Annotated in this window: 17 protein-coding genes and 1 other annotated feature (1 of these 18 only partly in view); of the genes, 14 read left to right on the top strand and 3 right to left on the bottom strand. The window is 45.6% G+C overall.

Annotated elements, in window-relative coordinates; genetic code table 11:
- Nucleotides 1–33: a binding site (T-box leader), on the top strand; it begins 254 nt to the left of the window's first position.
- A 61-nt stretch (nt 34–94) separates the two neighbouring features.
- The 3 genes from pheS (at nt 95) to MHB64_RS08110 (ending at nt 6,168) form a co-directional block, all read left to right on the top strand.
- Nucleotides 95–1,129: a phenylalanine--tRNA ligase subunit alpha gene (gene pheS / locus MHB64_RS08100; RefSeq protein WP_094874787.1), complete on the top strand. Its 1,035-nt coding sequence runs from the start codon at nt 95–97 to the stop codon at nt 1,127–1,129.
- A 337-nt stretch (nt 1,130–1,466) separates the two neighbouring features.
- Nucleotides 1,467–3,911, top strand: coding sequence for a phenylalanine--tRNA ligase subunit beta (gene pheT / locus MHB64_RS08105; RefSeq protein WP_341134128.1), 2,445 nt, complete (start codon nt 1,467–1,469; stop codon nt 3,909–3,911).
- Between the two features lie 205 nt (nt 3,912–4,116).
- A complete protein-coding gene (locus tag MHB64_RS08110) occupies nt 4,117–6,168 on the top strand; it encodes a hypothetical protein (protein ID WP_445671630.1) in 2,052 nt (683 codons plus the stop codon).
- Nucleotides 6,169–6,307: 139 nt separating this feature from the next.
- Here the strand turns inward: MHB64_RS08110 and MHB64_RS08115 are convergent, their stop codons facing one another.
- Nucleotides 6,308–6,658 carry a cupredoxin domain-containing protein gene (locus MHB64_RS08115; RefSeq protein ID WP_280787402.1) on the bottom strand — a complete coding sequence of 117 codons (351 nt, stop codon included), beginning with the start codon at nt 6,656–6,658 and terminating at the stop codon, nt 6,308–6,310.
- Nucleotides 6,659–6,977: 319 nt separating this feature from the next.
- Between MHB64_RS08115 and MHB64_RS08120 the strand changes: the two genes are divergently transcribed.
- Nucleotides 6,978–8,045 carry a GGDEF domain-containing protein gene (locus MHB64_RS08120; protein WP_094870556.1) on the top strand — a complete coding sequence of 356 codons (1,068 nt, stop codon included), beginning with the start codon at nt 6,978–6,980 and terminating at the stop codon, nt 8,043–8,045.
- 69 nt (nt 8,046–8,114) lie between these two features.
- Here the strand turns inward: MHB64_RS08120 and MHB64_RS08125 are convergent, their stop codons facing one another.
- A complete protein-coding gene (locus MHB64_RS08125; RefSeq protein ID WP_060625232.1) occupies nt 8,115–8,462 on the bottom strand; it encodes a phage holin family protein in 348 nt (115 codons plus the stop codon).
- A gap of 150 nt (nt 8,463–8,612) precedes the next feature.
- On the opposite strand from MHB64_RS08125, the gene MHB64_RS08130 reads away from it, so the two are divergent.
- The 3 genes from MHB64_RS08130 (at nt 8,613) to MHB64_RS08140 (ending at nt 12,187) form a co-directional block, all read left to right on the top strand.
- Entirely contained in the window at nt 8,613–10,979 is a 2,367-nt protein-coding gene (locus tag MHB64_RS08130; protein ID WP_094870555.1) for an endonuclease MutS2, read from the top strand.
- A 31-nt stretch (nt 10,980–11,010) separates the two neighbouring features.
- Nucleotides 11,011–11,430, top strand: a complete 420-nt coding sequence (locus MHB64_RS08135) for a DUF350 domain-containing protein (protein ID WP_042125581.1) — start codon at nt 11,011–11,013, stop codon at nt 11,428–11,430.
- A gap of 214 nt (nt 11,431–11,644) precedes the next feature.
- Nucleotides 11,645–12,187: a hypothetical protein gene (locus MHB64_RS08140; RefSeq protein ID WP_341134129.1), complete on the top strand. Its 543-nt coding sequence runs from the start codon at nt 11,645–11,647 to the stop codon at nt 12,185–12,187.
- Nucleotides 12,188–12,277: 90 nt separating this feature from the next.
- On the opposite strand, the gene MHB64_RS08145 is transcribed toward MHB64_RS08140, so the two are convergent.
- On the bottom strand, nt 12,278–13,501 hold the full coding sequence (locus MHB64_RS08145; RefSeq protein ID WP_341134130.1) for an NAD(P)/FAD-dependent oxidoreductase: 1,224 nt from the start codon (nt 13,499–13,501) through the stop codon (nt 12,278–12,280).
- 177 nt (nt 13,502–13,678) lie between these two features.
- Here MHB64_RS08145 and MHB64_RS08150 point away from each other — a divergent pair, with 177 nt between their 5' ends.
- From MHB64_RS08150 to MHB64_RS08180, 7 genes are all read left to right on the top strand, one after another.
- Nucleotides 13,679–13,912 carry a spore coat protein gene (locus MHB64_RS08150; RefSeq protein ID WP_094870553.1) on the top strand — a complete coding sequence of 78 codons (234 nt, stop codon included), beginning with the start codon at nt 13,679–13,681 and terminating at the stop codon, nt 13,910–13,912.
- Between the two features lie 30 nt (nt 13,913–13,942).
- Entirely contained in the window at nt 13,943–14,329 is a 387-nt protein-coding gene (locus tag MHB64_RS08155; protein WP_094870552.1) for a spore coat protein, read from the top strand.
- Nucleotides 14,330–14,589: 260 nt separating this feature from the next.
- Nucleotides 14,590–15,090 (top strand): Lrp/AsnC family transcriptional regulator, encoded by a 501-nt coding sequence (locus tag MHB64_RS08160; RefSeq protein ID WP_094870551.1) that lies wholly within the window; start codon nt 14,590–14,592, stop codon nt 15,088–15,090.
- A gap of 13 nt (nt 15,091–15,103) precedes the next feature.
- Nucleotides 15,104–16,324, top strand: coding sequence for an aminotransferase class I/II-fold pyridoxal phosphate-dependent enzyme (locus MHB64_RS08165; RefSeq protein ID WP_094870550.1), 1,221 nt, complete (start codon nt 15,104–15,106; stop codon nt 16,322–16,324).
- Between the two features lie 251 nt (nt 16,325–16,575).
- On the top strand, nt 16,576–16,764 hold the full coding sequence (locus tag MHB64_RS08170) for an aspartyl-phosphate phosphatase Spo0E family protein (RefSeq protein WP_052404481.1): 189 nt from the start codon (nt 16,576–16,578) through the stop codon (nt 16,762–16,764).
- Nucleotides 16,765–16,948: 184 nt separating this feature from the next.
- Nucleotides 16,949–17,515 (top strand): cob(I)yrinic acid a,c-diamide adenosyltransferase, encoded by a 567-nt coding sequence (locus tag MHB64_RS08175; protein ID WP_341134131.1) that lies wholly within the window; start codon nt 16,949–16,951, stop codon nt 17,513–17,515.
- A gap of 1 nt (nt 17,516) precedes the next feature.
- Nucleotides 17,517–18,506, top strand: coding sequence for an RluA family pseudouridine synthase (locus tag MHB64_RS08180; protein ID WP_094870548.1), 990 nt, complete (start codon nt 17,517–17,519; stop codon nt 18,504–18,506).
- The last annotated feature ends 32 nt before the right edge of the window (nt 18,507–18,538 follow it).

Consider the following 18,538-nt stretch of genomic DNA (forward strand, 5'->3'; position numbering starts at 1 on the left):
CAAGGGTGGTACCACGGTCTTTTCGTCCCTTACCGGGAGGAAAGGCCTTTTTTTTGTTGAACTAGACAATGATTGAAGGGGGCTGTACACGGCCATGAAAGAGAAGTTGGAAGCATTGAAGGTTGAGGCGCTGGCTAAGTTGCAGGAGGTTATGGATCCACAGGTTTTGAATGACCTAAGAGTGAAATACCTCGGTAAAAAAGGCGAGCTTACAGAAGTTCTGCGTGGTATGGGAGGACTTAGTGCTGAGGAGCGTCCGGTTATCGGGCAAGTAGCGAATCAGGTGCGTAGTGCGATTGAGGAGATTATTGGAGCGAAGCAAGAAGCTTTTCAACAGCAAGAGACTCAGCAACGTCTGCAGGCTGAAAAAGTAGACGTAACATTGCCGGGTCGCCGCATGCAGCAAGGGGGCATTCACCCGCTTAGCAGAGTGGTTCAGGAAATTGAGGATATTTTCATTGGTATGGGCTACCGTGTGGCTGAAGGTCCGGAAGTGGAGACCGATTATTATAACTTTGAAGCCCTAAATCTGCCTAAAAATCACCCGGCACGCGATATGCAGGACTCCTTTTATTTAACGGATGACCTGCTTATGCGTACTCAAACGTCTCCGGTACAGATTCGTACTATGCAGGCTATGAACGGTGAAGTTCCAGTTAAAATCATTTGCCCGGGTAAAGTATTCCGCCGCGATGATGACGATGCAACGCATTCCTTCCAGTTCCATCAAATTGAAGGTTTGGTTATCGGAAGTAACATTCGGATGAGTGATCTGAAAGGCACCTTGCAGCAATTCGTACAAGAGATGTTCGGCCCGAATACAGACATTCGTCTTCGTCCGAGCTTCTTCCCATTCACCGAGCCAAGCGTTGAAGTGGACGTAAGCTGCTTCAAATGTGGCGGCGATGGCTGCAGACTGTGCAAGCAAAGCGGATGGTTAGAAATCCTTGGTGCCGGCATGGTGCATCCAAACGTTCTGAAAATGGGTGGCTATGATCCTGCTAAGTATAGCGGCTTCGCATTTGGTATGGGTGTTGAGCGGATTGCTATGCTTAAATACGGCATCGATGACATCCGTCATTTCTATAACAACGATATGAGTTTTGTAAAGCAATTCAAGGGCGTTTAGATTTTTGGTGGGCGAGCTGGCTTGCGGGTTAGGAGGATGGATTTTGGAGCATTTGATTTCATGTTGTAAAAACCCTATTAAGCTAGGATCGGAAAGGAATTTTGGAACTGTAGGAGCGATAGCGACCGCCTTTGTCCCCGGATTTCCACCGCGAAGAGCGGTTTAGATCAAGAAATCTGGGGACAACAGCGGCCGGAAGTCCAAAGATTCCTTGCAGGGACCGCTCTTAATAGTGTTTTGTAGTTGAAATTGAGAGCTCTTAATCCAGCATCCCACAGGAAGCAGATCGAACGGCAAGTAGATAAATACATCTGAAACATAAAGGAAGTGAGCGGACATGAAAGTATCAACCGGATGGTTGGCTGATTATACATCGATTGAAGGAGTAACCGCCGAAAAGCTAGCGGAGAAGATTACCGCTGCCGGTATTGAAATTGACGGAGTAGAGCGCCGCAATAAAGGGATTTCCGGTATCGTAACCGGCTATGTGAAATCGAAAGAAAAACATCCTGATGCGGATAAACTGAACGTATGTATCGTGGATGCAAGTCAAGGTGAAGATCTGCAAATCGTCTGTGGCGCAAAAAATGTGGCTGCGGGACAAACCGTTCCTGTAGCTCTTGTTGGCGCTAAGCTGCCAGGTCTGGATATCAAAAAAGCGAAGCTGCGCGGGGTATTATCACAAGGGATGATCTGCTCGGCTAAAGAATTGGGACTCAATGATAAATTGCTTCCTAAAGAGCAACAAGAAGGAATTCTTGTACTTCCTGAAGGTACAGAGATCGGTCAAGATATTTCAAAGTTGCTGGGTCTAGATGATGAAATTCTGGAATTCGATCTGACTCCGAACCGTTCAGACTGCCTAAGCATGATTGGTGCTGCTTATGAAGTGAGCGCGATTCTTGGACGCGACATTAAATTGCCTGATCCTGCGAGTGAAATGATTGAGGTCAGCGGAGCAGCCGCGCAATCTATTTCCGTTAAGATTGAGAATGAAGAACAGTGCAGTCATTACGGAGTTCGTTATATCTCAGGCGTTAAACCTGCAGCATCACCGCTGTGGATTCAGAATCGTCTGATGGCGGCAGGAATTCGTCCAATTAACAACATCGTAGACATCACTAACTATGTGATGCTCGAATACGGACAGCCGCTTCATGCTTTTGATGCAGATAAAATAGAAGGCGGAGAACTCGGCGTTCGTCTTGCTCATGAGGGTGAAGTCCTGACTACACTTGATGGCCAAGAACGGAAGCTTGAGCCACATATGCTCGTTATCGCTGATGGAGCTAAAGCAGTAGCTCTGGCTGGAGTAATGGGAGGTCAGGATACGGAAGTTACTGCTGAGACGGTAAATCTCGTTCTGGAATCCGCTAAGTTTGATGGAGGAACCGTTCGTAAAACCTCGCGTCAACTGGGACTTCGCTCGGAAGCATCGCTTCGATTCGAGAAAGAAGTGGATCCAAATGCAGTGATCCCTGCATTGAATCGCGCTGCAGTACTTATTGCACGTTATGCTGGCGGATCTGTGCATGAAGGTATTGTGCAAGCAGGAACAGTCGCTGGAGAAGAGAAGGTACTTACTTTGTCCTTGGAGAAGCTGAACCGTTATCTGGGAACAGATCTTTCCTTGCTAGAAGTGAAGACATTGTTTGGCCGTCTTCATTTCAAGTGCGGGGATACCGCACAAGGGCTGATCGAAGTTCAAGTGCCAACTAGACGCGGCGATATCAGCTATGATGTTGACCTTATCGAAGAAATTGCCCGTCTGTACGGGTATGATAACATTCCAACGACTTTGATTGAAGGAGTTACAACGCCAGGCGCATTGACGCATAAGCAATCACTCCGCCGTGAACTGCGCCGCCTGTTGTCGCATGGCGGTTATCAGGAAGTGATGGGCTACTCTTTCATCCAGCCGGAACAAAGCAAAATGTTCCCTGAGTTATCGGAAGGCTCACAAGCGGTCAAATTGGCTATGCCAATGAGTGAAGAACGCAGTGTACTGCGTACCAGCCTTCTGCCACAACTATTGGATATTGCTAGCTACAATACCAACCGTCGTCAAAGCGATCTAGCGTTGTTTGAAATCGGCAATGTTTTCTTCACAGATGAAGAACAGTTGACTCGTCAGCCGCGTGAACTGCCGGTGCTTGGGTTGTTGCTTAGCGGTAGCCTAACCGTGAAGCAATGGAACGTTTCTGCACAGCCTGTAGATTTCTTTGATTTGAAGGGTGCGCTGGAATCAGTATTTGCTTATTTGGGTCTTACAGACAGAATTATTTACGAGGGAGATAGTCCAGAAGGGTATCATCCTGGGCGTTCAGCGTCGGTATATTTAGTCGGAGACGAGGGTCGTGTGAAGATTGGAACTATGGGCCAGCTTCATCCGGAACTGCAAAGAGAGCTTGATCTAGTGGATACTTACGTAGCTGAGATTCTACTGCAGCCGCTGTATGATAACACGCAAAGCCGTATGCAATATAATGAGCTTCCACGTTTCCCAGGTATGGAACGGGATATTGCTGTGGTTGTAGATTCAACTGTACCAGCGGGCGATCTGCTAGCTTCCATCCGTGCAAACGGAGGAACTTTGCTGCAATCCGTACAGGTATTCGACGTGTACACTGGTGGCAAGTTAGAGAGTGGAAAGAAGAGTATTGCGATCTCACTGCTGTATCGTCACGGTGAACATACATTGACAGATGAAGAGGTTGGAGAAGTGCATGATAAGCTATTATCAGTCCTTCAACAAACTTTTGGCGCAGAATTAAGAAAATAGCAGGAATTGTGTAAAGCCGCAGCGAATCCATTTAGAAACTGAGATTCGCTGCGGCTTTTTCTGGGTAGAGTGAAATGCGGAGGATATCAGCGAGAATCTATTGATTACAAGGGATTTTGCCAAATGCTTAAGAAAAAAGCTACAATAGAAACAGTAAGACTAGCTTAGAATCCGCACACATACAAAGGAGGGCACAACTGTGGCTATGGACCGGACACGTGTCGCCGTGGAGATATACGGAACTTCCTATAAACTCGTCGGAAGCAGCACTGAATATATGAAACAAGTGGCCCGTTATGTTGACGAACATATGCGCACGATTTCTAAATCACACAACAGACTGGATACGCCGCGTATAGCGGTGCTTGCAGCAGTACATATGGCGGAGCAGGCTATTCAGGTTCAGGATTTTAAAAATGAACTCAACATGATGACAGGTGAACGCAGTGAACTGCGATTGGAAGTATCTCGCCTGCTGGAGGTTCAGCGGGAGCGACAAGAAGAATATGAACGCCTTGAAGCGGCGGCTAAGGAAGAAGCAGCACGACTGATTGCTGCGGTTGAAGAAGAGCGCAAGCGTCATCTGGAGATCCAGGAGAACGAGCGCAAGGTACATGCGGATCAGCTTCAGGAAGCAACCCATGCGGCTGACGCCGCGCGAGAGAAGCTGGAAGAGGAGTTGCTTGCGCGTGAGCTGGAGCTGCAAGAACTGCGGGCAAGCTATGAGGCTGAACAGGCAATGATTCGTGAGAATCATCGAGAGGCGCTGGCCAATGCAGAAGCCATCCGTCTACAGCAGCTGGAAGAGCAGAAGGCAGCGCATTTGCAAGAGCTGGAGAATACTCGTGAGACGCTGACTAAGGAGAAGACAGATACAATGTCTGCTCTGGAACTTGAGCTAACCCAAACTAGATCAACCTTAGAGAAACAGCTTGAGGAAACTAAATCAACATTAGGGAAGGAACTCGAGGAGACGAAGTTGACACTAGGTAAGGAGCTTGAGAACACGACAACGAAGTTAGGCAAGGAACTGGCTGAAGAGCGGGAAGCTCTACAACGGGAGCTTGCTAAGAATAAGGAACTTCGACAGTCGCAAGGTACTCAGGAACATAGACATAAGCAAAGCATTCAAGAGCTCGAGAAACAGCTGGCTGAGCTTCGTGGTGGAACAGGACAACTTCAGTCTAGACTCCGTGCGGCAGAGGCGAGCCTTAAGAGTGAACGAGATGCTCGTCAGACGCTGCTCGGACAATATGAAGCGGTTGTTAAACGCGAAGAACAGCTCAGTGAGGAGCTGCGTACGGCCACTGAGCTAGGCACGCTGTTGAATGATGAGCTGGAAGAATTGCGCCAGCGTTACCAGCAGTCCCAGAATGAAACATCAGAGCTGCGGAAGTCACTACAGGAAACGAGTGAGAATCTGCACCGTATTCAGGAAGAACTGGCTGGATCTGTGGCGGAGGCAGCAAATTGGCAGGAGCTCTCGGATAAACGGATGGAAGACATTAGTGAGCTTGAAATGAACCTAATGGAGACCGAAGAGAAATCATTGGCGCTTCAAAAGGAGATTGAGACCCTTCGTGGTCAAGCGGATGGATTAGTACAACAGTTAGACCGGGAAGTTCAGCTTCGTACGGATGCAGAACAGGAAACTGCAGCACTCCGTGAACAAGGTGGACAGGTTCAGAAGGAACTGTCAGCACTTCGTGAACGTTATGAGGAACTGATCTCTCAATATGATGAAGTGCTGCAAGATGGGGAACGTCTGCAGGAAAGATATCAACTGCTGCAGGAAGAAGGCGAAGAGACAGCTCGACGCTTAGAAGAATTGTCTGAAGCTAGCCTTGAGGCCGCTGCTACTGTTGCAGAGCAGCAGGATGTTCTGAGGGAAGCAGAGGCGTACGGCGCTTCATGGAAGCAAAAGTACGAGGAATTATTCGAGCGACAGCAGCAGTGGAGTGATTTGGAGGCGAAGCTGCGTGAAGAGATAGATATTTGGCAGCAGGAGGCCGGTGAGGCTGAGGCTAAGCAGAAATCTATTGAACGTGAACGCAGTGAGGTGCTTCAGCAGCTTGGTGAAGTCGGCGAGAACTATGAGTTGGCCCAAGGACAACTTCGTCTGCTACAGGTCCAGTTTGAGATGCATCAGAATGAACTACAGAAGATGACGGATGAGCATCGTAATCTTCAAGAGGAATATGCCAAGCTTCAAAATGAATATAATGAATGGATTCAACTGATCGAACAGGATAGTTGAATGTCGGATGCAAGAAAGAGGGCTGTACCTGATGTGTAGAGAAATCTATTTCAGGTCAGCCCTGTTTGTCAATGATTTAGGGTAAATAAATAGCCGATCGTCAGGGCAATTCCCTAACGATCGGCTATTAATGATTTATCTAGTCCACAATGATTTTTGCGTTCATGCCGCTATGTCCGGAACCGCACATAATCGAACAGGTCATTTCGAATGTGCCGGCTTCCTCTGGAACAATTACTTTCGAGGACTTTTTGCTATTAAGCTGGAGTTCGAATTCAGGGATAAGGATGCCGTGATTGCCGCTATCGTTTTTAAAAATAATTTTGACGGGCACACCTTTTTTTAGATGGTATTCTTCCTGATCAAAGCTGTAATTCGTAGCTGTAATTATAAGTTCTGTTTCTGCCTCGATCTCTGGCTCCGATGTGTTAGCTTTGCCAGCAGCACTATCATTGTTGTTTCCACAGGCTGTAAGTGCTATAACAAACACAATTGAAAGTAGAATTGCAAATTTTTTAATGATCCAAACCTCCTCCTAAGAAGTCCAAGCATAGTGAAAATGTGACAATTATGTAGACATCATAACTTAAAATTTAAGTAAGCGCTTTGATTAAATGTGAAAAATCCGTGAACAAGGGAGACTGTTCAAACTTTGTCGTAAATTGCAAATAAATGATGAAAATATAACTAAAATTTATTATAATGAAAGCTATTACATTAACGTACAAAAGTAGGGGATACATATTTCAAGTACTAACGATGCGCTAAATACGGAGGTTTGGCACCGTAGAATTTTAAAAGGTTATTGGATGGTAGTTATTCTTTTATTAATCTCACAGTTGCTGTTTTTGTCGAATATTAACCGGCTTCAAATAAAAACAACCATGGACACGAATCTATGGCACTTATTTATAGCCTGTAATTTACTAATTGTAGCCCTTATGATTACTGCGGAGCTGTGGCTTCGTTATAATAAACAATCCCCTAAATATGGGGTGGTTAGTTGTGGTTTTTTAGTGTCCTACCTTATGTATTTTGTATTAGAGCCTTTTATCGATGGTGCTCAGATGACGCTCATGATGCCGATTATGGTCGCTCTTATTTATTTTGATCGTAAGCTCCTGTATCTAATGGGACTATTTAGTATTGTGTTTTATGCGGGGGTATATTTCGGGTTGGAACGGCCATTCCTACATAAACCACTGCTTGAATTCTTAATGGTAGAGTGTGTATTTATAATATTTGTAGGGATGGCTCTGGCTGTAATTATTCGTGCGCGGGAAGCGCGTGTAAATCTGGAGAGATTAACGAAGGAAGGCCAAGATCTTATGGTGGAGAGGGCGATTTCGGATAAGCTGCTGAAGATAGATGCACTTACTGGACTATATAATCATAAAACCTTTCATGAATATTTGGATTCATTATTGGAGCAATGTGAAAGCAACAACCTTCAACTGCAGCTGGCTCTTTTCGATATAGATAACTTCAAGCAAGTTAATGATACTTACGGACACAGGGTTGGAGATCTTGTTCTTAAGGTAATTGCGGACAAGGTTGGCGGTATGATTGAGTTAAATGATTTTGCGGCCAGATATGGCGGTGAAGAGTTTGCAGTAATTTTTACAGACAAAAGTTTTTCAGAGTCTTACGAGGCGGTAGAGAAATTACGGATCAATATTGCTCAAATCGAGCATTTGCAGGCTGGGAATAAGCCGATTACCGTCAGCATTGGAATTTGTAATTATCAGCTTGGGGATGGGAAAGAGCTTCTTTTTCGTAAAACGGATAAAGCGCTCTATACCGCTAAAAAGAAAGGCAAGAACAGAGTGGTCAATTGTGCTGAGCGTCATGAAGCGGAGATTGTGTCATATGGATAAAAACAACACAGAACCCTTATTACCGGAAAAGAACCGGAAATAGGGGTTCTGTGTTGTGAATAGCTTTGGTTACTTTGCTGCCTCAAACGGCGTGGATACCGGCAAAAACAAATCGACAATACCGATGACCAATGCCGCAAGGATAGCTCCTAGAATGGAAACGCTGACTCCACTCACTACGAATTGAGCGACCCAGATAACTAATGCACTAACGATGAAACCGACGATACCGCGCCCGAAGGGTGTTGCTTTTTTGCCGAAGATTCCTTCGACAACCCAGCCGAGTAACGCAATCACCAGTGCAAGGATTAGAGCGCTCCAGAAGCCACCAATCGTGAACTGTGGAACAATCCAACCAACAACCATCAGAACAAGCGCTGCTACAATAAAACGACCCACATGACTCAAGAAATTCACTGTACTAACCTCCTTTGGCCCAAGCTAAGGATATGTGCAGTTCTTATTGTGACCTTAATGCTTGTTTTTATGCTTTAACCGATACCAAATAGCGAAATTGGCTTGAATTCTGTATAATGGAAACATCTATGAAGGGAGCTGTGACTGTAATTGGACGACAAAATTTTGCATACGCTTGAATATCGCAAGATTTTAAATAAATTAATGCAATATACGCAAACCTCAATGGGACGATTGACTGCGGAGCAACTAAGACCATCCGGTGATTTTGAAGGTGTGAAGAAGCTGCTTCAAGCCACGGATGAAGCGGCTAATGTAGATCGTCTGAAGGGTATTCCTTCATTCGGCGGGATAAGCGATATTCGAGCAGCACTAAAACGTGCCTCTATAGGTGGAATGTTGGGAACAACTGAACTGCTGGCAGTGGGAACTACCATTGGCGGCGCAAGAAGAGTCAAACGATTCCTGGCAGCTATGCATGAGGAGGAAAAGATAGAATTCCTATTTTCACTCAGCGATGTTTTATCGGAGCAAAAACATGTAGAAGATGCCATCCGTTTATGTATAGACGAGAACGCAGATGTGCTTGACACAGCTAGTTCTGAACTGGCTACGATTCGCCGTGAATTACGCGGAGGAGAGACCCGGATTCGCGAGAAGCTGGATTCTATGATTCGTTCTTCTTCCGTTGCTAAGATGCTGCAGGATCAGCTGGTAACCATTCGTGGAGATCGGTTTGTTATTCCAGTAAAAGCGGAGTATCGTGCGCATTTCGGTGGTATAGTACATGATCAGTCCGGATCAGGGGCTACTTTATTTATCGAGCCTGAGTCTATTGTCGCGATGAATAATAAGCTGCGTGAAACACGGCTGCGTGAAGAACGGGAGATCGAGATCATATTGCATAGGTTGACAGCACTTGTAGCTGATATAGCCGAAGAAATGACCTATGATATCGATATTCTTGGCGAGCTTGACTTTACCTTCTCCAAGGCGCGTCTTGCCCGAGATATGAAGGCTACGCAGCCTCGTATGAACGATCGCGGGTATTTGAAGCTGCGCAAAGGACGCCATCCGCTTATTCCTGCGGAGCATGTGGTTCCACTGGATGTGGAGCTGGGCAACCAATACAGCTCGATTATTGTAACCGGACCGAATACGGGTGGTAAAACCGTTACACTCAAGACGATTGGATTGTTGAGTCTCATGTCGATGTCTGGTTTGTTCATCCCTGCAGAAGAAGGCAGTCAAATGTGTGTGTTTGATGCCATTTATGCAGATATTGGGGATGAACAGAGTATTGAGCAGAGTCTGAGTACATTCTCCAGCCATATGACGAATATCATTTCCATTCTGCGGAGAATGACTCCTAAGAGTCTAATTCTGCTTGATGAAGTGGGCGCAGGTACGGATCCGGCAGAAGGTTCCGCGCTGGCAATTGCCATTCTGGAGCATATTCACCGGATAGAATGCCGTATGGTCGCTACCACGCATTATAGTGAACTGAAAGCTTATGCTTATGAGCGTAAAGGGGTCATCAATGCCAGCATGGAGTTCGATGTTCAAAGTCTCAGCCCTACCTACCGCCTGCTGATTGGTGTTCCTGGACGAAGCAACGCCTTTGCAATTGCAGAGCGATTAGGTCTGCCAGGTGCGATTCTGGAGCATGCGCGTGGCGAAGTGAAGGAAGAGGATCTGCGTGTTGAGCATATGATTGCCTCTCTCGAAGAGAATCGACTTGGAGCGGAACAAGAACATGAACGGGCAGAGAGCATCCGCCGTGAAGTAGAAGAACTACGCAGCAGACAACAACAAGAGCTGGAGAAGCTGGAAAGCCAGCGGGACAAACGGCTGGAGAAAGCGGAGAAAGATGCCAGTGCAATCTTGGAGAAAGCGCGTAAAGAAGCGGAAGAAATCATCAGTGATTTACGCCGCTTAGCTATGGAAGAAGGCGCTTCAGTCAAAGAGCATAAGCTGATTGAAGCACGGAGACGTTTAGACGAAGCGGAACCTTCACCGCGTAAGAAAGCTGCTACTCGTAAGCCTGCTAAGGCTCCGCGGACGATTGGTCCTGGTGATGAAGTGAAGGTAGATAGCTTAAACCAAAAAGGTTTTGTAGTGGAATTAAGCGGCTCTAAAGAGGCTGTAGTGCAGTTTGGGATCATGAAGATGAAGGTAAGCCTGGATGATTTGGAACTGCTCTCTTCGAAAGCAGCCTCTGTACCAACGCCTCTTCGGCAGGCGACAACCGTTAAACGCTCCCGTGATGAGAACATTCGCAGAGAACTGGATTTGCGAGGTACGAATTTGGAAGAAGCGATTATGGAGACGGATCGTTTTATTGATGAAGCCTTCTTAGGAAATCTGGGCCAAATTTCTATTATTCATGGTAAAGGGACAGGTGTGCTCCGCACAGGAATTCAAGAATATTTGCGTAAACACAGACATGTTAAGAGCTATAGGCTTGGAAATTATAATGAAGGCGGCGCAGGCGTAACCGTGGCTGAGCTGCAATAGCGGGATTGCCCGGCAGAAAGAAGGGGAAAGTGTGCAAGGAGATATTGATCTTTTGCTGGGTCATCCGCTAGGTGCCTTGCTTGGCTACTTTGCAGTAGCAATTCTTGGGCTTGTTGTATTTCTGTCTATTTTTGAAATGGTAACGAAATATAATTGCTGGGAAGAAATTCGCAAGGGGAACTTGGCAGTAGCCATGGCTACTGGTGGCAAAATCTTCGGAATTTGCAACGTACTGCGTTTCAGCATTGAATCAGGTGTTTCGATTTATGAGACGATGAAGTGGTCGGTCGTCGGTTTTTTGCTGCTGCTGCTTGCCTATTTTTTATTTGAATTCCTGACTCCAGTGTTCTCTATTGATGAGGAGATCGCTGCAGATAACCGTGCTGTTGGGCTAATAGCGATGCTGATCTCGGTTTCGTTGTCTTATGTGATTGGTGCAGCTATATTTTAAGAAAATAGAAAGTTTTGCACCTCCCTACAAAGGATTCCAGATGAAGCTGGAAAAGCTTTGAAATGAGCAGCTCCACTTTGTGGGGTATTAGGAGGATTTCATGAAGATTCTTACCCGAGTTTTGTTTGTGTCAGCTATTGCTTTTATAGCAGCCGGTATTATTTATTTAATGATGAACTAAATTTAAACGTGAAGTATGAAGGAGATTATTAAGATGGAAACAACTGTGTGCCCTTGGTGTCATACTGAAATCGTATGGGACGAGGAATTCGGACCCGAGGAAAATTGTCCTCACTGCAACAATGAACTTAGTGGATATCGTACGGTTAATGTAGGGATAGACGGTATCGAAGAAGAGGAAGAAGAAGTCGTAGAACAACCTAAACAAGAGGTCATTAATGATGATGATCTCTGGGGAGACGTCGACAAAGACAGTGTAGTTCCAATCTACAACACGCTCAACCAATTCGGTGACGATTATGATTTGAATAAGTATGAAGAACGTGTATCGGCTATCCTAGCGATTCAGGAAGAAGCTCCGGAATGTACACAATGCCATGAGTTAACTATCCTTGCGGGTAAGCAGCTTGTTGGCAGCTTCGAGCCTTCTTCACCGGCTACATTGGGTGGCTCTGTATTAACAGCTCCATTCTCCCTTAATGTTTATGTGTGCCCTTCGTGCTTCCATGTACAGCACAGCCTAGTGCAAGAAGATCGTATTCAGCTCGTACGTAATCTGAGTACCGATAAAGCATAAGCATCCTCATAAAAAGCTTAGTCCTCTTATTGTCAATAAGAGGACTAAGCTTTTTTTAAAACCTCAATACTGCTTATTCACGTCCGTTTTTTAAGAAGGAGAAGGTTTGGCAGTTCGTGTCAATGAGAATAGATCAAGCTCCGGCCGATGTTTACCCGCAATCGTATCTGTTAATAACTCCGCAGCAATCATGCTGTACACCGTCCCATTGCCCCCATAACCCTCGATGAAGTAGCAATGAGGGAACTTGGGATGAGGGCCGATATAAGGAAGCCCATCACGCGTAGAGCCGAATACAGCACCCCAGGAGTATTCTATCTCAATGCCTTTGATTTCAGGAAACAAAGCTTCCAGCTCTTCCAATAACCTTTGACTTTGTGAAATCACTCTGACATCACGGCGCTCTGGATCCGTCAACGGTTCATCTTTACCTCCTGCAATAATACGTCCCTCCGGCGTTGTCCGAAAATACAAATACGGTCGGGCGGTTTCCCAGAGAAGGCTCCGCTCATGCCACTTGGGGAATTCCTTCAAAGGTTTGGTCATCACTGCATACGTATTGATCAGCTCAGCGCCTCGGTCTTTTTTAAACTCCTGCGTTTCATAACCCATTGCAAAAATAACCTTCTTCGCAATAATACGTCCGTTCTCTGTGTGGCAAATCACTCCATTTTTAGTAAACTCATAATGTTTAGCCTCGGTCTGCTCATAAACGTGTACACCATTGATTGCTGCCTTAGCGATCAGGCTGTGAACTGTCCGGAAAGGGTTCGCTTCTGCATCACTGCGTGAATAAAGTGCAGCAGGTTTAGAAAAAGAATACAGCGAAGCAATTTTATCCTCCTCCCAGAAATCAGAATCGAATCCGTGAGCAACGAGATTCTCATATTCTTCTCGCAGAGCAGGTACATCCTCTGGTGTACTGGCATATAAAAGGCTGCTGCGAGGAATAATCTGGGGATCGATATCGAGCTGGGCCGGCAGATCCAGAATATTTCTTACCCCTGCTTGGCATAGCTGATAAAAGAGCAAGCCGCTCTTTTCTCCAAACGTGTTCATGCATGAGGTTAACGATTTGTCGTTAGATATCTGCAGTAAACCAGTATTGGCATGTGAGCTTCCGCTTCCGACTCGTCTTTTTTCGATCAGAACAGTCTCAGCTCCGCTTAACGACAGGCGATAAGAAGCCATTGCTCCACCCATTCCAGCGCCTACAATTAGGCAATCACAGTGAACGATATCCTCTAGCACAGGATAAGTTGGAGGGTCTTGTAAAGTGTTTCTCCATGGGGGGGTGCCGCTGTTTAGTCTCATGAAATTGATCGCTCCTTCATTCGTTCCATAATTAAGTATGGGCGGCATTTTACCGTCTCATTCGCAGGATGTTCTTATTTTTGTCATATCTCTCTTATGCTGTTGGGCAAATAAATGGTGTGCTTTGGCGGTATACTAAAGCCTGTTTGAATCAACTACAAGGAGGGACTACAACTCATGCAATCAATGCAAATGCAGGCACTAAGTGGAAAAGAATTGGAATATATCGCAGACTCCATCTCTAATGAGGACTTGCTTCTTAAGCAATGTGCGGCTACCGCCGCGACAACGCAGAACGAGCAGGTCCGACAAGTTTGTTTGCAGCATATCCAAAATCACACGCAGCACATGGATACACTCACTCAGCTAATCCAGCAGCATCAACAGTACGCCCCAACAAGCCCACAATAATTGCATTATTAATCTTAAGGAGGTTATAAAATGAATGCACAGAATCCAGCAGCATTTATGCCAGATGAGGACTTAATGAACACCATTTTGTGTGATTTGAAGCGGACGGTTCGTGAGTATGCGACAGCTGCTACGGAATCGGCATGTCCAGCGGTTCGCCGGGTCTTTAATGAGATGACCATGAACACGCTCCGACTTCAGGGCGATCTGTACACGCATATGTCCCAAATGAATATGTATCCTGCACCTGCAAAAGCATTACGCCAAGATGTGGACAAGCAGCTCCAAACTGCACAGCAATTGCAACAAAAATCAGGTCAGTTCGTTCAGCAAAAAACAGGACAATCTGGATCTATTGCTCACAATGCGAACAGCTACCAATCGAATGGACAACATCAACCGTCTCATTTAATGTAACCAAGATGGTTAGCAGATGAAGCATCCTGTCCCATAACCTTAAGGCAGACGCCCGTTTATACCGAGAGCTCCGGTATAAACGGGCGTTTTTTGTATAAAAATCCATTTAGCTGAGTAAACCTAGTCTTCTATGCGGATATCATATGGGGTTATTTTGTTTGCAGAGATGCTCAATTCATGTCATATTAGTATTAAACTCTTTTCGCGGGACGACGCATGAATAGCGCAACGTCATTTGCGAACTATCCGGAGGGGAAGGCATGAAGGAAATGAACGAACTAAAGAGGAAAGTGCTGGAACTGCTTAAAGAGGACGCGAGAAGATCTACTTCACTCTTAGCTACGCTACTTGGTGCGGAAGAAGAAGACGTAAAGACGGCGATTGGGCAATTAGAGAAAGATCATGTAATTGTTAAGTATGCTGCCGTTGTAAACTGGGATAAAGTGGATGATGAAAAAGTGACCGCACTGATTGAGGTGCAGATTACACCCGAACGGGGTCGCGGCTTTGAAGGCATTGCGGAAAGAATTTACCTGTATCCACAAGTGAAATCCGTGTACCTGATGTCAGGTGCCTACGATCTCCTGGTAGAAGTGGAAGGCCGGAATTTACGTGAGGTGGCCAATTTTGTTTCCGAGAAGTTGTCTCCAATTGATTCAGTACTCTCAACTAAAACGAACTTTACCCTTAAAAAATACAAACAGGATGGGATCATCTTCGAGGAGCATGAGGAAGACAACCGTCTGATGATCTCTCCATAAAGGAAGTAATCATATGATCACGAATAAAACGCAGCTAACTGGAGAAGACAGCAAATCTATGAATTCTTATTTGGCCCCGCTAGTACAGCAAATTCAGCCTTCGGGTATTCGTAAGTTTTTTGATCTGGCTGCAGGCAGCAAGGATATCATATCACTTGGAGTCGGGGAGCCTGATTTTAAGACCCCGTGGCATGTCAGAGAAGCTTGTGTCTATTCGCTGGAAAGAGGGTTTACAGGATATACATCCAATGCAGGTATGCCCGAGCTACGGGAGGGAATTGCGAATTATTTGCATACCCGTTTTGCAGTGGATTATGATCCTGCTAATCAGATTATAGCAACGGTCGGCGGAAGCGAGGCTATTGATCTGGCCTTGCGTGCATTGATTACACCGGGCGATGAGATTCTCATACCCGAACCTTGCTATATTTCCTATTCACCGATAACGGCTATTGGCGGGGGAATTCCGGTAGGTATTGAAACGACTGGAGAGAATAACTTTAAGCTAACGGCAGAGAGTTTGGAAGCCAAGATTACTCCGCGCTCCAAAGTTTTGATTCTGTGCTACCCGAGTAACCCAACCGGAAGTGTGATGACCCGAGAGGATTGGGAGCCGATCGCCAAGGTTGTAGAGAAGCATGATCTTATTGTAATTTCTGATGAGATTTATGCGGAATTGACTTATGGAATTAATCATGTAAGCTTTGCCGCACTGCCAGGTATGATGGATCGTACGATTCTGGTCAGCGGCTTCTCCAAGGCTTTTGCTATGACCGGATGGAGAATGGGTTATGCTTGTGGTCACCCTGACTTAATCTCCGCTATGCTTAAGATTCACCAGTACACTGTGATGTGTGCTCCCTCTATGGGCCAGGTGGCTGCACTTGAGGCACTGACCAATGGGATGGAAGAGAAGGATCGAATGGTCGATTCTTATAACCAGCGGCGGAGGCTGATTGTTAAAGGTTTGCGTGATGCCGGACTGGAGTGCCATGAACCACAAGGTGCATTTTATGCTTTTCCTAGCGTGCGCAAAACGGGACTGACTTCTGATCAGTTTGCACAACGATTATTGCTTGAATATAAGGTGGCGGCTGTACCTGGAAGTGTCTTCGGTTTAGGTGGTGAAGGTTACTTACGCTGCTCCTATGCTACATCAGTAGCTCAACTGAATGAAGCTATAGAACGCATTGGTTCTTTTGTCACACAACTGGAACGAGAGAGAATGGAATAGAGAAAATTGGACTATAGCCTATCCTATAATCCTATGGTATTATTTTACTTTGAGAGTAATTAACCCCTATATTAGAAACTAACAAGGATGCATTTTACTCTGGAATTAAGCGTTGCTTTGAAGTTGCTTTTATTACTTTAATGACATTTTGTGGCACGCGCTCAATAATACTTTTAGGAGGGATGATTGTGCTTAGTGCCGATTATTACTTACCTTCCTATGGAGGGCAGTGTTTTTCTGGAAGTGGGAAACTGTCCCCCAAGGGTGATGCTTCTGCTCGCATACTCTCTCTGGAAGATGAAATTAGAATACTCCGTAGCAAAATGGAGCAGCTTTTTTTGCAGGAAAAATCATTCACTTCAGATAATGTGATTGAAATTAGCAGTTTACTGGATCTCAAGATAAATGAATACATGAAGGGGCGTCCAGTTGGGAAATAACGTCGCTACATGCTGTTAAAGAGGACCCTAGGGTCCTCTTTTTGTTGTTCCTTTTTAAGCTCATACCTCGCAATATTGCAGTCACTATTGGAGAGGATATGTTATACTCTTCATTTGCCATTTTTATATAAGAAAGCTTAAACTAGCATTATGTGATTTGAAGAATGGATAGGAGGAGTAAGCCATGGTGATCTATACACGCACGGGTGATGCGGGTCAAACTTCAGTAATTGGCGGCCGGGTTGGCAAGGACGATGTCCGAGTTGAAGCTTACGGAACCATTGATGAACTAAATTGCTTTGTAGGGCAGGCACGGTGCCTGATGGAGGACGATAAGTTTGATGATGTACGCGAGCAGCTGCTGGAAATTCAGCATGAGCTATTCGATTGCGGCACCGATCTGGCTTTTATTAAGCTAGGTGATGGTGGTCAATATATGGTAACAAGTGAGATGGCTAAACGGCTGGAGGGCTGGATTGATGATCTTCAAGCAGAGAATCCGCCACTAGAAAAATTCATCCTCCCCGGGGGCAGTCCGTTAGCTTCGGTTCTACATGTGTGCCGTACGGTTTGCCGCCGGGCGGAACGTCGGGCAGTTACACTTGGACGAAATGCAGACATTAACCCGGAAGCAGTTATTTATTTGAACCGGTTATCCGATTATTTCTTTGCACTGGCTAGGACGGCTAATACACGGGCAGGGATTACTGATGTAGAATATATTCGCAGTAAAAAGGTGTTCCGGGACTAATATGACTAGCTATTACTCACCTATTACTTACATTATACCGCCTGAAGAGGATGACTGGCTCTTGAAGACGATCCTGCATAAACGGATGGATGTCTCACGTAAATTGTTGTCACGGCTTAAGCAAACAGAACAAGGCATTACCTTAAATGGTGAACGTGTCTATATCAGCGTACATGTTAAGGCAGGCGATATTGTACAGATTCGCATGGAAACAGAGACTTCAGATGATATTTTACCGCAACCGATTCCCTTTGAAATTCTATTTGAAGATGAGCATCTACTCGTAGTAAACAAGGCAGCAGGGATCATCGTGCATCCCACACATGGACATTACACGGATACACTGGCTAACGGAGTAGTTCATTATTGGGCGCAAAAAAATGAACGCTTCCGCTTTCGACCCGTCCATCGTCTGGACCAGGAAACCTCCGGTGTGTTAATCATCGCCAAGAATCCATATAGCCATCAGCATATTTCTGAGCAGATGATTGCGGGTACAGTGGACAAACGTTATGCTGCATTTATTCATGGGGCTCCTTTGGAGCCTTTCGGCGATATTGACGGACCTATTGACCGTGATCCTGAGGAGCCGCATCGGCGTATCGTGACACCGGATGGTTATCCTTCTCTGACTCGATATGAGGTTAAAACCGTATATGCACAAGGTTCAAAAGTTGAACTGAAGCTGGAGAGTGGTCGTACTCATCAGATTCGGGTCCATATGACCTCTATCGGCTGTCCTTTGATTGGTGACAGCATGTATCGTCATGAACTGTATAATTTACAGGAATTGAGTTCAACTCAAAGTGAACAGTTGGATTCCGTTGCAGCACTAGATGCTTCCATCCCACGTCAAGCTCTGCATGCGGTACGTCTGACGTTCAAACACCCAGTGCTTCTGCAGGAAATGATCTTTGAAGCACCTTTGCCGCCTGATATGGCGGCTTTGGAGGAGATACTGGAGCAAGGCCCGAAAGCGAATTTGAGGTAAAAATAATATTCAGGCTATGAAGTAATGAAGGG

This window comes from Paenibacillus sp. FSL K6-2859 (assembly GCF_038008265.1).
In the GTDB taxonomy this organism is placed as follows: Bacteria; Bacillota; Bacilli; order Paenibacillales; family Paenibacillaceae; genus Paenibacillus_AQ; species Paenibacillus_AQ nitricinens.

Bases quoted from the DNA above. Each gene is read 5' to 3' on its own strand.
- MHB64_RS08120 (WP_094870556.1), top strand. From the start codon at position 6,978: ATGGTAGTTATTCTTTTATTAATCTCACAGTTGCTGTTTTTGTCGAAT.
- MHB64_RS08160 (WP_094870551.1), top strand. From the start codon at position 14,590: ATGAAGGAAATGAACGAACTAAAGAGGAAAGTGCTGGAACTGCTTAAA.
- pheT (WP_341134128.1), top strand. From the start codon at position 1,467: ATGAAAGTATCAACCGGATGGTTGGCTGATTATACATCGATTGAAGGA.
- pheS (WP_094874787.1), top strand. From the start codon at position 95: ATGAAAGAGAAGTTGGAAGCATTGAAGGTTGAGGCGCTGGCTAAGTTG.
- MHB64_RS08175 (WP_341134131.1), top strand. From the start codon at position 16,949: ATGGTGATCTATACACGCACGGGTGATGCGGGTCAAACTTCAGTAATT.
- MHB64_RS08180 (WP_094870548.1), top strand. From the start codon at position 17,517: ATGACTAGCTATTACTCACCTATTACTTACATTATACCGCCTGAAGAG.
- MHB64_RS08110 (WP_445671630.1), top strand. From the start codon at position 4,117: ATGGACCGGACACGTGTCGCCGTGGAGATATACGGAACTTCCTATAAA.
- MHB64_RS08150 (WP_094870553.1), top strand. From the start codon at position 13,679: ATGCAATCAATGCAAATGCAGGCACTAAGTGGAAAAGAATTGGAATAT.
- MHB64_RS08145 (WP_341134130.1), bottom strand. From the start codon at position 13,501: ATGAGACTAAACAGCGGCACCCCCCCATGGAGAAACACTTTACAAGAC.
- MHB64_RS08155 (WP_094870552.1), top strand. From the start codon at position 13,943: ATGAATGCACAGAATCCAGCAGCATTTATGCCAGATGAGGACTTAATG.
- MHB64_RS08165 (WP_094870550.1), top strand. From the start codon at position 15,104: ATGATCACGAATAAAACGCAGCTAACTGGAGAAGACAGCAAATCTATG.
- MHB64_RS08140 (WP_341134129.1), top strand. From the start codon at position 11,645: ATGGAAACAACTGTGTGCCCTTGGTGTCATACTGAAATCGTATGGGAC.